The organism is Arthrobacter sp. 135MFCol5.1, from assembly GCF_000374865.1.
GTDB lineage: Bacteria > Actinomycetota > Actinomycetes > Actinomycetales > Micrococcaceae > Arthrobacter.
Genome location: NZ_KB895452.1, coordinates 530,473 through 546,350 on the forward strand (window position 1 = coordinate 530,473; position 15,878 = coordinate 546,350).

The 15,878-nt window shown below is 63.9% G+C and carries 20 protein-coding genes; 1 reads left to right on the forward strand and 19 read right to left on the reverse strand.

Annotated features, from left to right (window positions below):
• Position 1: 1 nt before the first annotated feature.
• From rplF to rpsJ, 16 genes are all read right to left on the reverse strand, one after another.
• Positions 2-538, reverse strand: a complete 537-nt coding sequence (rplF, locus tag C563_RS0102420; RefSeq protein WP_018760447.1) for a 50S ribosomal protein L6 — start codon at positions 536-538, stop codon at positions 2-4.
• A gap of 18 nt (positions 539-556) precedes the next feature.
• Positions 557-955, reverse strand: coding sequence for a 30S ribosomal protein S8 (gene rpsH / locus C563_RS0102425; RefSeq protein WP_018760448.1), 399 nt, complete (start codon positions 953-955; stop codon positions 557-559).
• Between the two features lie 82 nt (positions 956-1,037).
• On the reverse strand, positions 1,038-1,619 hold the full coding sequence (rplE, locus tag C563_RS0102430) for a 50S ribosomal protein L5 (RefSeq protein WP_018760449.1): 582 nt from the start codon (positions 1,617-1,619) through the stop codon (positions 1,038-1,040).
• Entirely contained in the window at positions 1,619-1,981 is a 363-nt protein-coding gene (gene rplX / locus C563_RS0102435; RefSeq protein WP_018760450.1) for a 50S ribosomal protein L24, read from the reverse strand. The genes rplE and rplX overlap by 1 nt, the downstream gene beginning before the upstream one ends.
• A 3-nt stretch (positions 1,982-1,984) precedes the next feature.
• Entirely contained in the window at positions 1,985-2,353 is a 369-nt protein-coding gene (rplN, locus tag C563_RS0102440) for a 50S ribosomal protein L14 (RefSeq protein ID WP_003803789.1), read from the reverse strand.
• A 483-nt stretch (positions 2,354-2,836) separates the two neighbouring features.
• Positions 2,837-3,142, reverse strand: coding sequence for a 30S ribosomal protein S17 (gene rpsQ, locus C563_RS0102445; protein WP_018760451.1), 306 nt, complete (start codon positions 3,140-3,142; stop codon positions 2,837-2,839).
• Positions 3,139-3,468 carry a 50S ribosomal protein L29 gene (gene rpmC / locus C563_RS22895; RefSeq protein WP_018760452.1) on the reverse strand — a complete coding sequence of 110 codons (330 nt, stop codon included), beginning with the start codon at positions 3,466-3,468 and terminating at the stop codon, positions 3,139-3,141. Before rpmC ends, rpsQ begins: the two co-directional genes overlap by 4 nt.
• Positions 3,469-3,470: 2 nt before the next feature.
• Positions 3,471-3,887 carry a 50S ribosomal protein L16 gene (gene rplP / locus C563_RS0102455; protein ID WP_015937848.1) on the reverse strand — a complete coding sequence of 139 codons (417 nt, stop codon included), beginning with the start codon at positions 3,885-3,887 and terminating at the stop codon, positions 3,471-3,473.
• Positions 3,888-4,718, reverse strand: a complete 831-nt coding sequence (gene rpsC / locus C563_RS0102460) for a 30S ribosomal protein S3 (protein WP_018760453.1) — start codon at positions 4,716-4,718, stop codon at positions 3,888-3,890.
• Positions 4,719-5,084 (reverse strand): 50S ribosomal protein L22, encoded by a 366-nt coding sequence (gene rplV, locus C563_RS0102465; protein WP_009358304.1) that lies wholly within the window; start codon positions 5,082-5,084, stop codon positions 4,719-4,721.
• Positions 5,085-5,122: 38 nt separating this feature from the next.
• On the reverse strand, positions 5,123-5,404 hold the full coding sequence (rpsS, locus tag C563_RS0102470) for a 30S ribosomal protein S19 (protein WP_003803803.1): 282 nt from the start codon (positions 5,402-5,404) through the stop codon (positions 5,123-5,125).
• Between the two features lie 12 nt (positions 5,405-5,416).
• On the reverse strand, positions 5,417-6,256 hold the full coding sequence (gene rplB / locus C563_RS0102475; protein WP_026264302.1) for a 50S ribosomal protein L2: 840 nt from the start codon (positions 6,254-6,256) through the stop codon (positions 5,417-5,419).
• 29 nt (positions 6,257-6,285) lie between these two features.
• Complete coding sequence (gene rplW / locus C563_RS0102480) at positions 6,286-6,591, reverse strand: 50S ribosomal protein L23 (protein ID WP_011692807.1); 306 nt, start codon at positions 6,589-6,591, stop codon at positions 6,286-6,288.
• Positions 6,588-7,208, reverse strand: coding sequence for a 50S ribosomal protein L4 (gene rplD, locus C563_RS0102485; protein ID WP_018760455.1), 621 nt, complete (start codon positions 7,206-7,208; stop codon positions 6,588-6,590). Before rplD ends, rplW begins: the two co-directional genes overlap by 4 nt.
• 4 nt (positions 7,209-7,212) lie before the next feature.
• Positions 7,213-7,863 carry a 50S ribosomal protein L3 gene (rplC, locus tag C563_RS0102490; protein WP_013601833.1) on the reverse strand — a complete coding sequence of 217 codons (651 nt, stop codon included), beginning with the start codon at positions 7,861-7,863 and terminating at the stop codon, positions 7,213-7,215.
• 17 nt (positions 7,864-7,880) lie between these two features.
• Positions 7,881-8,189, reverse strand: coding sequence for a 30S ribosomal protein S10 (gene rpsJ, locus C563_RS0102495; RefSeq protein WP_003803825.1), 309 nt, complete (start codon positions 8,187-8,189; stop codon positions 7,881-7,883).
• Between the two features lie 395 nt (positions 8,190-8,584).
• On the opposite strand from rpsJ, the gene C563_RS0102500 reads away from it, so the two are divergent.
• Entirely contained in the window at positions 8,585-10,021 is a 1,437-nt protein-coding gene (locus tag C563_RS0102500; RefSeq protein ID WP_018760456.1) for a GH1 family beta-glucosidase, read from the forward strand.
• A 21-nt stretch (positions 10,022-10,042) separates the two neighbouring features.
• On the opposite strand, the gene C563_RS0102505 is transcribed toward C563_RS0102500, so the two are convergent.
• The 3 genes from C563_RS0102505 to C563_RS22535 form a co-directional block, all read right to left on the reverse strand.
• Entirely contained in the window at positions 10,043-11,293 is a 1,251-nt protein-coding gene (locus C563_RS0102505; RefSeq protein ID WP_018760457.1) for an Nramp family divalent metal transporter, read from the reverse strand.
• Positions 11,294-11,398: 105 nt separating this feature from the next.
• The gene (locus tag C563_RS22900; RefSeq protein ID WP_018760458.1) at positions 11,399-11,524 is read right to left on the reverse strand and encodes a hypothetical protein; all 126 of its coding nucleotides are present in this window, start codon (positions 11,522-11,524) and stop codon (positions 11,399-11,401) included.
• 29 nt (positions 11,525-11,553) lie between these two features.
• Positions 11,554-15,594: a hypothetical protein gene (locus tag C563_RS22535; protein ID WP_231369819.1), complete on the reverse strand. Its 4,041-nt coding sequence runs from the start codon at positions 15,592-15,594 to the stop codon at positions 11,554-11,556.
• Positions 15,595-15,878 lie beyond the last annotated feature (284 nt).

The following is a 15,878-nucleotide window of genomic DNA, read 5'->3' on the forward strand; positions in this document are numbered from 1 at the left end:
GTTACTTACCAGCCTTTCCGACCTTGCGGCGGATGACTTCGCCGGCGTAACGGATGCCCTTGCCCTTGTAGGGGTCAGGCTTGCGCAGCTTGCGAATGTTGGCAGCAACTTCGCCGACCTGCTGCTTGTTGATGCCTGAGACAGAGAGCTTGGTCGGACCCTCTACTGCAAAGGTGATGCCGGCCGGAGCGGAAACGCTGACCGGGTGGCTGAAGCCGAGAGCGAACTCAAGGTCAGATCCCTTGGCCTGAACGCGGTAACCGGTACCGACGATTTCAAGCTTCTTCTCGTAGCCTGCGGTGACGCCCTGGATCATGTTGGCGATCAGGGTGCGGGTCAGGCCGTGGAGTGAACGGGAGGCGCGCTCATCGTTCGGGCGGGTAACGGTCAGGGTGTTCTCGTCCAGGGCAACCTCGATGGGGCTGGCCACAGTGTGGCTAAGCTCCCCCTTGGAACCCTTGACGCTGACGACAGAGCCGTCAACCTTGACCTCAACGCCGGCAGGAACGGTGATGGGGAGACGTCCAATACGTGACATTATTCTCTTCCTTTCCCGTTACCAGACGTACGCGAGGACTTCGCCGCCCACGCCCTTCTTGCCGGCCTGCTTGTCAGTCAGGAGGCCGGAAGAGGTGGACAGGATTGCGATACCCAGGCCACCGAGCACGTGCGGGAGGTTGGTGGACTTCGCGTAAACGCGGAGACCCGGCTTGGAGATCCGGCGTACACCGGCGATGGAACGCTCGCGGTTCGGACCGAACTTGAGTTCGAGGGTCAGCTTCTTGCCAACCTCTGCGTCCTCTTCCTTCCAGCCGGCGATGAAACCTTCGGCCTTGAGGATGTCGGCAACGCGTGCCTTGAGCTTGCTGTACGGCATAGTCACGGAGTCGTGGTACGCCGAGTTTGCGTTACGCAGGCGCGTAAGCATATCTGCGACAGGATCTGTCATTGTCATGTGGGCTCATGCCCTTCCTCATAACGGTTTCCGCCGTTCCGTCCCCTGGGGAGCGGAGCAGCCGGACCTTTTACGTAGTTAATTAAGCTTCGGTTTTGAACGGGAAACCAAGCGCCTTGAGCAGCGCACGGCCTTCGTCGTCGGTCTTCGCAGTGGTGACAACCGTGATGTCCATACCGCGGACGCGGTCGATCTTGTCCTGGTCGATTTCGTGGAACATAACCTGCTCGGTAAGACCGAAGGTGTAGTTGCCATTGCCATCGAACTGCTTGCCACTGAGGCCGCGGAAGTCGCGGATACGGGGCAGGGCCAGGCTGACCAGGCGGTCCACGAATTCCCACATGCGGTCGCCACGCAGGGTTGCGTGTGCACCGATGGGCATGCCTTCGCGCAGCTTGAACTGTGCGATCGACTTGCGGGCCTTGGTAACCTGCGGCTTCTGGCCGGTGATCTGGGTGAGGTCGCGGACAGCGCCGTCGATCAGCTTGGAGTCCTTGGCGGCATCTCCAACACCCATGTTCACAACAACCTTCACCAGACGGGGTACCTGGTTCACGTTCGAGTACTTGAATTCATCCTGCAGCGCAGCCTTGATGGATTCGGCGTACTTGGTCTTCAGACGAGGAACGATCTTCGTTGCCGGGGTCTCGATAGTCTCGGTCATTAGATGTCCTTCCCGGTGCTCTTGGACACGCGGATGCGGACGGTCTTCTTGACGCCGTTCTTCTCCACAGTGTCGAGGCGGAAGCCCACGCGGGTCGGCTTCTTGGTCGACGGGTCAACCAGGGCCACGTTGGAAACGTGAATCGGGGCCTCTACAACCTCGATGCCGCCGGTCTTGGTGCCGCGCTGCGACTGTCCAACCCGAGTGTGCTTGGTGACGCGGTTAACGCCCTCAACCAGCACGCGGTTGGTGTCGGTGAAAACGCGCAGAACCTTGCCCTGCTTGCCACGGTCGCCGCCGCGCTCAGCCTTGGCGCCAGTGATGACCTGAACCAGGTCACCCTTCTTGATCTTTGCAGCCATGGACTAGAGCACCTCCGGAGCCAGAGAAACGATCTTCATGAACTTCTTGTCACGCAGTTCACGACCAACCGGTCCGAAGATACGGGTACCGCGGGGGTCACCGTCGTTCTTCAGGATCACAGCTGCGTTCTCGTCAAACTTGATGTAGGAACCATCCGCACGGCGGCGTTCCTTCTTGGTACGGACGATGACGGCCTTGACCACATCGCCCTTTTTTACGTTGCCGCCCGGGATTGCATCCTTGACGGTGGCGACGATGACGTCGCCGATGCCTGCGTAGCGACGGCCGGATCCACCGAGAACGCGAATGGTAAGGATTTCCTTAGCACCCGTGTTGTCGGCGACCTTCAGTCGCGACTCCTGCTGAATCACTATTTACTCCTTGCGTCGCGCCGGTTCTCAGGCCGTGGTCTTGCTACGGAATGAGCCTTGCGGAACGGTTGATCGGGGTGTCTCTTGACCTGCCTGGATTTTGCCAGACCAGGCCTAAACGCCCGTGCCAGAAGCAGTTGCTCCCATCCGGTCCGGGACGGATCCCGGGCGCACAGGGGCACTATGCTGTGGCACGCTTGTTTACGAGGTTGATGACGGCGCACAGAAGGCGCCATACAAACTCAATATCCTAGCACGTTTTCCGCCAGTCCCCATATCACCCGTCGCATCCGCACCGCAAGACGGACGACGGCGTCACGCACGGCAGCCTTTCGGCCCACCCATGGTGCCTGTCCCCCGCCGGCCCAGGCGCCGGCGTCGTCCGCGGCGTCCGAAGGGTGCCTGGCGTGACACTGCCGGCCCTTTAAACGAGGAAGCCCCCACTCCCGGAAGGGAGCAGGGGCAACAGCTAAGCAGCAGGTGCTACTTGGCCTTCTCGAGGATTTCCACGAGCCGCCAGTTCTTGGTGGCGGACAGCGGACGGGTCTCGGCGATGACAACGAGGTCGCCGATACCGGCGGTGTTCTCTTCGTCGTGTGCCTTGACCTTGGAGGTACGGCGGATAACCTTGCCGTACAGGGCGTGCTTTACGCGGTCCTCAACCTCAACAACGATGGTCTTTTCCATCTTGTCGGAGACCACGTAGCCGCGACGCGTCTTGCGGTAACCGCGCTCCCCAGCCTTGGCGGCGGTAGCAGTTTCCGTCACGTTCTCGTCCTTTTCACTCACTTGGCATCCTCCTCGGTCTCAACCGTTTCAGCCTTTTCGGCCTTCTTGGTTGCAGCCTTCTTGGACTTCTTTTCTTCCTTGGCTTCCACAACCGGTGCGGCAACCTCGGCACGAATGCCCAGCTCGCGTTCGCGGAGAACGGTGTAGATGCGGGCAATGTCCTTCTTTACTGCACGCAGGCGACCGTGGTTCTCCAGCTGTCCGGTGGCGGACTGGAAGCGCAGGTTGAACAGCTCTTCCTTGGCCTTGCGGAGTTCTTCAACGAGACGCTCGTTGTCGAAACCGTCCAGCTGTGCGGGAGCCAGATCCTTGGATCCTACTGCCATTTCTACTCACCACCTTCGCGACGCACAATGCGTGCCTTCAACGGCAGCTTGTGGATTGCCAGGCGCAGGGCCTCGCGAGCTACCTCTTCATTGACACCGGAGAGTTCGAACAGAACCCGGCCCGGCTTGACGTTGGCGACCCACCATTCCGGCGAACCCTTACCGGAACCCATGCGGGTTTCGGCAGGCTTCTTGGTCAGGGGACGGTCCGGGTAGATGTTGATCCAGACCTTACCGCCACGCTTGATGTGGCGGGTCATCGCGATACGGGCAGATTCGATCTGGCGGTTGGTGACGTATGCCGGGCTCAGAGCCTGGATACCCCACTCACCGAACGAGACCTCGGTGCCGCCCGTTGCAGCGCCGGAACGACCCGGGTGGTGCTGCTTACGGTGCTTGACTCGACGTGGGATAAGCATTTAAGCCTGTCCTCCTTCTGCTGCTGCAGGTGCAGCTTCAGCTGCCGGAGCTTCAGCAGCAGGAGCTGCGTCAGCGGCCGGGCGGTCGTTGCGACGGCGGCGGTCACCGCGGTCGGCGCCACCCGGACGGCCGGGACGGTCGCCACGGTTGCCGCGGGACGGTGCCGAGGCAGCCTGGGCGGCCAGTTCCTTGGCAGTGACGTCGCCCTTGTAGATCCAGACCTTCACACCAATGCGGCCGAAGGTGGTCTTGGCTTCGTAGAAGCCGTAGTCGATGTTCGCGCGGAGGGTGTGCAGGGGCACACGGCCTTCGCGGTAGAACTCCGAGCGGGACATTTCAGCGCCACCGAGGCGGCCCGAGCAGGCGATACGGATGCCCTTGGCACCTGCACGCTGTGCGGACTGCATGGCCTTCTTCATCGCACGGCGGAATGCCACGCGGGAAGTCAGCTGCTCTGCAACGCCCTGGGCCACAAGCTGGGCCTCCATCTCGGGGTTCTTGACCTCGAGGATGTTCAGCTGGACCTGCTTGCCGGTGAGCTTTTCGAGCTCGCCGCGGATGCGGTCTGCTTCTGCTCCACGGCGGCCGATGACGATGCCGGGACGGGCCGTGTGGATATCCACGCGGACACGGTCACGGGTGCGCTCGATCTCGACCTTGGCGATACCGGCGCGCTCCATGCCCGTGGACATGAGCTGGCGGATGCGGATGTCTTCGCGAACGAAGTCCTTGTACCGCTGGCCGGCCTTGGTGCTGTCAGCGAACCAGTGCGATACGTGATCGGTGGTGATGCCGAGTCGGAACCCGTGCGGGTTTACTTTCTGTCCCACTTAGCGAGCCTCCTCTTTCTCCGGGGTAGCGACTACCACGGTGATGTGGCTGGTGCGCTTCTTGATCTGAAATGCACGACCCTGGGCACGCGGCTGGAACCGCTTCATGGTCGGGCCTTCATCAACAAACGCTTCGCTGATGATGAGGTCACCTTCGTCAAACGCCACGCCGTCGCGGTCCGCGAGGACCCGGGCGTTGGAGATTGCCGACTGAACTACCTTGAATACCGGCTCCGAAGCTGCCTGGGGGGCAAACTTCAGAATTGCCAGAGCCTCATTCGCTTGCAATCCACGAACAAGGTTGACGACGCGCCGGGCCTTCATAGGCGTTACGCGGATGTGGCGCGCAATTGCCTTGGCTTCCATTGCTTTCCTTCTCTCGTCTTTGACGTAAACGCAGGCGCCTAGCGGCGCTTGCCCTTACGGTCGTCCTTGACATGGCCGCGGAATGTCCGCGTGGGAGCGAATTCGCCGAGCTTGTGCCCGACCATCGACTCAGTGACAAACACCGGGATGTGCTTGCGTCCGTCGTGTACGGCGATCGTGTGCCCGAGCATGTCGGGGATGATCATCGAACGGCGGGACCAGGTCTTGATGACGTTCTTGGTGCCCTTTTCGTTTTCCCTGGCGACCTTCACAAAGAGGTGCTGGTCAACGAAAGGACCTTTTTTCAGGCTGCGTGGCATGTGTCCAGGCTCCTATCGCTTGTTCTTGCCAGTACGACGGCGACGCACAATAAGCTTGTCGCTCTCTTTGTTCGGGCGGCGGGTGCGGCCTTCACGCTTACCGTTCGGGTTGACGGGGTTACGTCCACCGGACGTCTTACCCTCACCACCACCGTGCGGGTGGTCAACCGGGTTCATGGCGACACCACGGACGGTCGGGCGGACGCCCTTCCACCGCATACGGCCGGCCTTGCCCCAGTTGATGTTCGACTGCTCGGCGTTGCCGACCTCGCCGACGGTTGCGCGGCAGCGCACGTCAACGTTGCGGATTTCGCCGGAAGGCAGGCGCAGCTGGGCGAAACGGCCTTCTTTGGCAACGAGCTGGATGGATGCACCGGCGGAGCGGCCCATCTTGGCGCCGCCGCCCGGGCGCAGTTCAACTGCGTGGATGACGGTACCCACCGGGATGTTGAGCAGGGGCAGGTTGTTACCGGGCTTGATGTCTGCACCGGCACCTGCCTCCACAACGTCACCCTGGGAGAGCTTGTTGGGGGCGATGATGTAACGCTTGGTGCCATCAACGTAGTGCAGGAGGGCGATGCGAGCCGTGCGGTTCGGATCGTACTCGATTTCGGCAACGCGGGCGTTGACGCCGTCCTTGTCGTGGCGACGGAAGTCGATCAGACGGTACTGGCGCTTGTGTCCACCACCCTTGTGGCGGGTGGTGATCTTACCGGTGTTGTTACGGCCGCCCTTCTTGGGCAGCGGACGTACCAACGACTTTTCCGGCGTCGACCGCGTGATTTCGATAAAGTCCGCTACGCTCGAGCCACGACGGCCCGGGGTAGTCGGCTTGTACTTACGGATTCCCATAATTTATTTCCTCGTTAAAGTGGTCTCCGCTACGCGAGCGGACCGCCGAAGATGTCGATGGTGCCTTCTTTGAGGGTGACAATCGCACGCTTGGTGTTCTTGCGGGTACCCCATCCGAATTTGGTGCGCTTGCGCTTACCGGCACGGTTGATGGTGTTGATCGATTCGACCTTGACGGAGAAGATCTTCTCCACGGCCAGCTTGATCTCGGTCTTGTTCGAACGGGGGTCCACCAGGAAGGTGTACTTGCCCTCGTCGATCAGGCCGTAGCTCTTTTCCGACACGACGGGTGCAAGCACGACGTCGCGGGGATCCTTGATGGTGGCTGCACTCACTTGGCATCCTCCTCGTTCTTAGCTGCCTTGGCGGCTACGAATGCTTCGTAGGCTGCCTTGGTGAAGACAACGTCATCGGAGACGAGAACGTCGTAGGTGTTCAGCTGGTCTGCGTACAGAACGTGAACGCCGGCGAGGTTGCGCACGGACAGTGCGGCAACGTCGTTGTCGCGCTCGATGACGACCAGCAGGTTCTTGCGGTCGGAAACACCGCGGAGCGTTGCCAGTGCGGTCTTGGCGGAAGGCTTGGTGCCTTCAACCAGTTCAGCGACAACGTGGATGCGTCCGTTGCGGGCCCGGTCGGAGAGTGCGCCGCGCAGTGCAGCAGCAATCATCTTCTTGGGGGTCCGCTGGCTGTAGTCACGCGGGGTGGGACCGTGGACAACGCCACCGCCGGTCATGTGGGGAGCACGGATGGAACCCTGACGGGCGCGGCCGGTGCCCTTCTGCTTGAACGGCTTGCGTCCTGCACCGGAAACTTCAGCGCGGGTCTTGGTCTTGTGGGTTCCCTGGCGGGCAGCAGCGAGCTGGGCAACGACAACCTGGTGCAGCAGCGGCACGTTGGTCTGAACGTCGAAGATCTCTGCAGGCAGGTCAACCTGGACAGTGTTAGCCATTGAACTAGGCTCCCTTCACGGCGGTACGTACGAGGACGACCTGGCCGCGGGCACCGGGAACGGCACCCTTGATCAGGAGCAGCGACTTCTCGACGTCAACCGCGTGAACGGTGAGGTTCAGCGTGGTGTGACGAACGGCGCCCATGCGGCCGGCCATTTTCATGCCCTTGAAGACGCGGCTCGGGGTGGATGCGCCACCGATTGAACCGGGCTTACGGTGGTTCTTGTGGGCACCGTGGGAAGCTCCAACGCCGTGGAAGCCGTGACGCTTCATAACACCGGCGAAGCCCTTACCCTTGGTGGTGCCGATGACGTCGATCTTCTGGCCGGCTTCGAAGACCTCTACGGAGAGCTCCTGGCCCAGCTCGTACTCGGCAGCATCTGCGGTACGGAGTTCGACGACGTGGCGGCGAGGCGTGACGCCTGCCTTTTCAAAGTGACCAGCCAGCGGCTTGGTGACCTTGCGGGGATCGATCTGGCCGTAGCCGATCTGGACGGCGACGTAGCCATCGGCCTCAGCGTTGCGCAGCTGGGTGATGACGTTCGAATCTGCCTGGACCACAGTGACGGGGATGAGCTTGTTGTTCTCGTCCCAGACCTGGGTCATGCCGAGCTTCGTGCCCAGCAGGCCCTTTACGTTACGGGTTGCGGTCATAGTTTCTCAGCACCTCCCTACAGCTTGATTTCGATGTTCACGTCAGCCGGCAGGTCGAGACGCATGAGCGAGTCGACGGCCTTCGGCGTGGGATCGATGATGTCGATAAGACGCTTGTGCGTGCGCATTTCAAAGTGCTCGCGGCTGTCCTTGTACTTGTGCGGAGAGCGAATCACGCAGTACACGTTCTTCTCCGTCGGCAGCGGCACGGGGCCGACTACCGTTGCGCCTGCGCGCGTGACCGTCTCAACGATCTTCCGTGCTGAAACGTCAATGACCTCGTGGTCGTATGACTTCAGCCGGATGCGGATTTTTTGTCCCGCCATGTCGCCTGACTCTCTTTCAGTCTGTGCTTCCCCGGTTTAGGGCTGCCCTGTTCACTTACCTGTTGTATGGCTGCCGAAGCATTTGAGGTCGTAACCACCATCCGCCGCACAAACTGAATCCGGATAAATCCGGGTTCCTCACCTTGCCGGCGTAACCGACCCCCGCGGTCGGGCGTGTCGCGCTGGGCGCGCATATGAATCCGCAGTTCCATGGGGGTGGGTTATGTTTGGTCTTCAGCTTGGACCCTGCACCCGGCATTATCCGGATCGGGACGCGAAGAAGCGCTTGAACAACTCATCTAGTATGCCGGAAAACCCTGCCAGATGCGAATCGCCGCTTTTCAGCCCCATGAACTGCCATTGCCGTGGACCGGAAGCCACTGGATGATAGGGGCATGACCATGGAAGGCACGGAATCGGTGACCGAACTGGCCGGGCGGGTGCCGCCGTCGTTCACCCTGGGTGTTGCGGCTGCGGCGTTCCAGATCGAAGGCTCCCTCAAGGCGGATGGCCGGGGACCCTCCGGGTGGGACGCCTTCGCCGAAAAGCCCGGGGCAATCCTGGACGGCCACTCCCCCGCCGTCGCCTGCGACCACTACAACAGGTTGCCCGAAGATGTGGCGCTGCTCAAGGAGCTCGGCGTTGGCTCGTACCGCTTCTCGCTTTCCTGGCCCCGCATCCAGCCCGACGGCCAGGGCAGCTTCAACGCCCAGGGACTGGATTTCTACGACCGGCTGATCGACGAACTCCTCGAGGCCGGCATCTCCCCCATGGCCACTCTCTACCACTGGGACACTCCTTTGCCGCTGGAGCACCGGGGCGGCTGGCTGAACCGGGACACGGCGCATCGCTTCGCCGAGTACGCCAGGGCGGCCGGCGAGCGGTTCGGGGACCGGGTGCCGCAGTGGGTCACCCTCAATGAGCCCGTATCGGTAACCCTGAACGGTTATGCCTTAGGGGTGCATGCACCTGGACGCCGCCTGATGTTCGATGCCTTGCCCGCCATCCACAACCAGCTCCTGGCGCACGGATTGGGGGTCCAGGCGCTGCGGGCCGCCGGAGTTGTTGGCGGCATCGGACTGACGAACCTGCACTCACCGGTCAGGCCAGCGTCCCGGAAGATCGGCGATCGGATGGTCGCCCACCTGTACGACCTGCTGATGAACCGGCTGTATGCCGACCCCGTCCTGCTGGGCCGCTACCCGTCCCTGCCGTTGTATGCCAGGCCGTGGTTGCGTTCTATCGGCAGGATCTCCGACGCAGACCTGAAGACCATCCACCAGCCGCTGGATTTCTATGGGCTCAACTACTATTTCCCGGTCAAGGTGGCGCTGGGGCCCGGCATTACGCCCCTGCCGGCGGACATGCACCAGGAACTGGCCAAGCTTCCCTTCCACGAAGTGGGGTATCCGGAGTACGGCAGCACCGGTTTCGGCTGGCCGGTGGCGCCACACCATTTGGGGATCCTGCTGCAGGAAATGCGGGACCGTTACGGCGATGCCCTGCCGCCGGTGTACATCACCGAGGGCGGGGCCAGCTTCCCCGAGCCCGACCGCGTGTCCGAGACTTTGGACGACGCCGACCGGGTGGACTACTTGGCGACGCACCTGGGAACTGCGCTGGAGGCCACGGCGCCCGGCGGTATTGCCGAGGGCGTGGACCTGCGCGGCTACTACGTGTGGACCCTGATGGACAACTTCGAGTGGGCAGCCGGCTACTCGCAGCGCTTCGGCCTGGTGCATGTGGACTTTGAGACCCTTGAACGGACCCCCAAAAAGTCCTTCTACTGGTACCAGGCCCTCTCGCGGGCCCGGGCACGCCGGGACAGCTAGCGCAGGGCTGCCGGCGCCGGCTCAGCTATGTCCGGACACCGTGAGGACGATTAGGACACAGTTCAGTCCGACGATCAGCGCGGCACTGGTCCAACCGGCAAGCCGCAGCGGCTTGGAATCCACATGGATGCCCATCACTTCGCGGCTGCCGGTGAGCCGGATCAGGGGGATCAGCGCGAATGGAATCCCGAAGCTGAGGAGCACCTGGCTCAAGACGAGGGCAAGCGTCGGCTCTATCCCGGCACCCAGGACCACCAGTGCCGGGATCAAGGTGATGATCCGCCGGACCAGGAGGGGCACCCTCACCTTCAGGAGGCCGCCCATGATCGTGGCTCCGGCGTAGCAGCCAACCGAGGTGGAGGCCAGGCCGGAGGCAAGGAGGCCTACGGCAAAGACGACGCCGATCACCGGCCCGAGTGCCGACGTCACAGCAGCATGCGCCCCGGCAATGGTGTCGGTTCCTTCCACCCCGCGGAGGCTGGTGGCGGCCAGCAGCAGCATGGCGATGTTGACGATTCCGGCAAGAAGCAGGGCACCGGCGACGTCAACGCGCGTTGCCCGGATGAGCCTGGACCGGACCCCGGGATCAGGCGAGAAGCCATGCCGGTCCCGTGCCAGGGCCGAGTGCAGGTAGATCGCGTGCGGCATGACCGTTGCCCCGAGCATGCTGGCGGCCAGCAGAACCGTGTCAGTCCCCTCGAACCGCGGGACAAGGCCGGCCAGCGCACCGCCCGCGTCAGGCGGGCTGACGAACAGCCCCGAGACGAACCCCACCGCTATCACGCCCAGGAGCGTCAGGATGGCGATCTCGAAGGACTTCTGGCTGCGGTGCGATTGAAGGGCCAGCAACAGCATGGAGGCAACACCAATGATGAATCCACCGGCCAGCAGGGGCACTCCGAAAAGGAGGTTCAGCGCGACAGCGCCACCGATCACTTCGGCCATGTCCGTAGCCCCGGCCACAAGCTCTGCCTGGGCCCAGTAGGCGCGGCGGCGCCGGGTACCCAGGCGCTTGCCCAGGATCTCCGGCAGGCTCATGCCGGTGGCGAGACCAAGCTTCGCGGATTGGTACTGGATCAGCACCGCCATGGCGTTGGCGGCCACGAGGACCCACACCAGCAGGTACCCGAAGTTGGCCCCGGCCGTCAGGTTTGCGGCGACATTGCCCGGGTCCACGTACGCGATAGCCGCCACAAAGGCGGGTCCGAGCAGCAGGAGCCGGGACCAGGCCTTGGGGCCTGCAGGTCCGGCCGTCAGTGTGGGAGCAGCCATTACGTGTCCTCATCGTTGCGGGCATCTACAAGACGAGGATAGCGCGAATTTAGGTATACCGAAAAGTAGGGCTACGGTGTACCAGCGAATCTTGTCCGCACGGTGTTACTGGTTCTTGTTGGACCTGTTGATCCGTTTGGCGCGATCGATCTCGTGCCGGAAATACCTTTTGGCCCAAAACGCCCCGGCGACGACGACAACCGCGATGATCAGGAAAATAAGCCACCCCATGATGGACTCCTTTCAGTGCTGAAACAGTATCAGGGCGCGTTCCCGGCCTTGTCCTCACCAGCGTTGCCACGGTTGAGGCGCCAGACCGCAAAAGCAATAAGGCCGACGGCCACCACGGTCAGGAGCGCAAACGTGTACTGCCGCATTGCCCAAAGGACGCAGACGGCAATCCCAGCGGCGCCCCACCTGACAAAGAGCCTGTCACCAAGGACCAGCCCGGCGACCAGAAGCACGGCGAGCCACACCAGTACCCACAACTGCTGTGAGGCTTCACCCCCGAACACCGTGCCCGCCCCTGACAGGCTGAGCAGCGCCGCGGCGGCACACACATAGCGCCGGCCGATGGTGCGACTGTTCGCCAGGTATCGCAGGCCAGCCAGCACGGAGGCCAGCAGCGTGTACCACTGCGCCACCCAGAAGGGGTCCGCGTGGGAATCGGCTGGCCACGGCAGGAGTCCTTGAACCGCGCTGAACTCGAACAGGGCGGCCCGCTGGACAGCAGCCACGATCGCGAATGCCGCCAGCTCCGCTGCAGGCCGGCGCATGCGGGGTGTCGCTTCGGCGACAGCAACAGCGGCAGCGGCAACGAGGACGCCCACACCGGTCCAGGAAGTTCCATCACGATAGAGGCCCGCAAGCGCTGCCAGGAGAAGGCCGGCAAAAGCGCCGCCGGCCAAGGACCAGCGCCGGAACGGATCATCCGTTAGGACCCTGGACCGTGCCCGGCGCACGGCGTAGAGCCCCGCTGCCGCCACGCCTGGCCCTGCCAGCCATGGCAGGTACTGTGCCCACTCCCCCGGGCCATTGCCCTCGGATTCTCCCAGCCAGGCGGCCGCCAGCATGAAGGCTCCGCCGAGCACGGCGGCCGCAGCCGGCGGATAGAGGAGCGGCCTCGCTTCCACATGGGACGCCGTCAGCAGGACCGTTGCAACGGCAAGCACGGAAGCGCCCGGAACCCAGTGGGAAGCCTGGGGCGACACAGCCAACGCCGCAGCGGTGAATGTTCCTGCTGCGGCGAGCCACAGGCGGCGCTCCGGGCCCGTAGAGACACTGCGGCGCTGCCACTCCGGACCGGCGGCGGCTGCCGTAAGGCCCAGGAGCAGAAGCACAACGGCAGTCCCGGTGAAGCTGACGGCAGCCACGTCCCCGAAAGCAACCACCGGGCTGAGGGACAATACGCCGAAGAGCAGCCCGTAAACGCCGAAGTACAGCGCACCCCGGGCAACGAACAGCCTGCGGGCCACGGCGGCCGACACCACCAGCAGCCCGAGCTCTAGAAGCAACACCCACCGGCCCGCGCCGTCCACCCCGGTTCCGCCGCCCGGCAGCGGAGCACCAAGGGTCGGGCCAAGCCGCAACGCCCCGTGCTGCACGGCGTACACCAGGGGCAGCAGAGCCTGGCCTGCAAGGGTGATCCACACGGCGGCCTGCTGGAAGGGCACGGCAGCGAGCCGGAAACGCATCAACCAGCGAATGACATGCTGGGCAGCAAGGACGAGCGCAAACGTTACGGAAACAGCGGTGGGTGACGCCGTCACGTCGTCGCTGAGCACCAAGGCAAGGACGGCAGTCAGGACGCGCGCGGCAACGAAGTACCACCCTTTGCTCCGAGGCCGAGGCACCGCTGCCACCATGACGCCGGCAAACACCGCGAAGACACCCAGCAGAACCTCCATTGCCCGGGCATTTCCGAGCGACAGGCCCGCGAGAACAATGAAGGACACAGGGGCAAAGACTCCAGCGGCCGGCTCCGTCCGCAGGACGTAGGCAGTCAGTGCGGCGGAAACTGCAGCTCCGGACACGGCAGCAAGGTGCTGCCAGCTCCCGGATGCCTGGAGCGCCAGGACAGCACAGGCGGCGAGCTGCAGCACGATGACACCGGCAGCGTCGAAAACTACGCCCGACGGGGCCCGTCGCAGGATCTTCGCGCCCAACGGCAGGGACATCTGGGCAAAGAGGGCGGCGACGAGAACGGTGGCCGGATGCAGCGCCTCCCCTCCGACAACGAGGCTGCCGGTGCTGTGCTGCAACTGGGAGGACGCCGTCAACACCAAAACGGTTCCTGTCGCCCGGGCGGCCCACCAATAAGCCCACCTGTGCCCCAGCGCCGGGAGCCTGGATGCAGAAGCCACCAGGTACGCCAGCAACAGCAAGAGGACCACGTTCCCGGCCCCCTCCGTCAGCCTGCCAAACGCGAACGCCGCAAGCATCGCGCCCACCACCGGCGCCAGTACCTCTCCGGCGCCGGGCCGCCAGTTGCGCCAGTCCGCAGGTTTGCCGGTCAGCAAGAAGCCGGTCACGAGAGCAGCCGTGAGCAGGATCAGCGCTGACGCCCACACCAGCCCCTGGGACCCGAGGCCCGCGACTGACGAGAGGCTGGCGATGCTCCCGAGGCCGAGGAGCGTGAAGCCGACCAGGCTCATGCTGGGCGCCAGGGCCCTCATTCCGAAACGCTGCATCGCCGCAGAGAGAAGTTGCTGCACAGCCGCCGCGATCAGCAACGTGAACCACACGGCCCGGTTCTGCCCGGCGCCTTCGGTCAGGGCTGCTGCCAGCGCAGGAGCCAGCACCGTGCAGGCCAGGCGCGCGTTGAGCACCATGCGGTGCCGCAGTGCCCCGTCCGCCACGTAGGCCCGGACTGCCCAAAAGACGCAGGCCAGGAACAGCATCAGCGCAAACACGCCCTCACCGAGGTGATGGCTGACGAGGGCTGCCAGCAACAGTGCCGGGAGTGGCACGATCTCCGCGCGGCCGCGAAGCCTGGCAGCCAGCGCGAAGCCTGTGACAAGGCTCAGCAGGACTGGAAGCCACAGTGGCACAGGACTTGCAGATATCCGGGCCGGCAGGAAGAAGCCCGCGACGACGACGGCCAGCGCGTAGCCGGCCGTGGCCGCGAACTGGATGCCGAACGTGACGAGCGCGTCACGCCGCCAGCGTGCCGTGCCCGCCTGCGGGCCGGCGTCGACCGTCCGTTGGTGCCCGCCGGACCCGCTTGCTGCCCGCGTGATCCAGCCTTCAAGGTGTCCGCCCATGAATGCCACTGCCACTGCCTGGGCGCCAACCACAACGGCAAGGGTGAACAGGGCGACCGTCCCGCGTCCTGACACGTGCCAGATCCCCACCGTCGCCGCGATTGTCAGAGCCACCCTCGCGGCCCTGAAATACGCCACCCGCAGACCAGCCGTCGTCACTGCAAACACGGCGAAGTATGCCCCGCAGGCGCCGACGACCAGCGCATACTCGGCCTTGGTCAATCCCGGGCCACCGGGCAGGAACGGCGAAAACGTGGCCGCAACCGCGACACCTGGCACCACATAGGGGTGCAGTGCGGCAAGCGGCCCGGCGAAAATAGGCGGCAGCCAAGACGGGCGCCGATGCGACAACAACGTGAAGGCCACGGCCACGCTGATCATGGCCGCGAAATACCAAACGAGTGCTCCTCCGAGGACAGCAACCCCCGACCACGCCGTCGACACCACAAACGTCAACGAGAGGTAGGTCAGGACTTTACTGTCCAGCCTGATGGCGGCCGCCACATAAGCGGCGGTCCCCAGCAGGGACGTCAGCAACCAGGTGGCCGGCCCGTTGTGCCAGGCAAAGTTGTACAGTGCCAGGCCCGAAACCGGCACCAGCGCCAGCCCGGTGCCGGTGAAGGCAACGGCGGCCGGCCTCAACCGGGCGATCTTTGCATGCAGCCCGAAGCCCAGACAGTAGAACGTTGCGGTGACGGCTCCAACACCTGCGAAGCGCAGCATCGGGGGCAAACTGCTCCCGACGAAGAGTGCCGCAGCCGCCACCAGGAGCATACTTGCGACGTAGAGCGTGATGTTGATGTTCTGCCGGTCCCGGCGTTCCCGGCGCGCCTGGCGCTCGGCCGGCGTGACGGCACGCGGCAAGGCACGGGCACCCGATGGGACTGGCGCGGGGGGCCGCGGCGGTACCGCCCGTCCGGGGCCGGAGACGATTCCCAACCGGTCGGCGTCGGCGTGCCGGGTCAGTGCGGAGGATGCCGGTGCGGGCTGCCCGAAAGCGGCTGCCGCGGCGAGCGTTCCGGCAACTGGCGGAAGCACAGGAGGAGCCGCGTCCACAGAGACCCGCGCCGGGTTCACTTCCTGCGCCGCGGGTTGGTCCGCACTGGCCGGACGCCGCATTTGGTCTACTTGAGCCATTGCGTCCAGCCACCCCTGCAGATGACCGGCGCGGTACCCTGCGGCATACGACTCGTCCCTCATGTCGGGCCTTCTTCCATAAGACAACGGTCCCCATTTATTTATCAAACGACTGGATAAATGGTAGCAAAAGAAAACCCCGCTGCACTGGGCAGCGGGGTTTCCTGTGGATTACCGAATCAAGG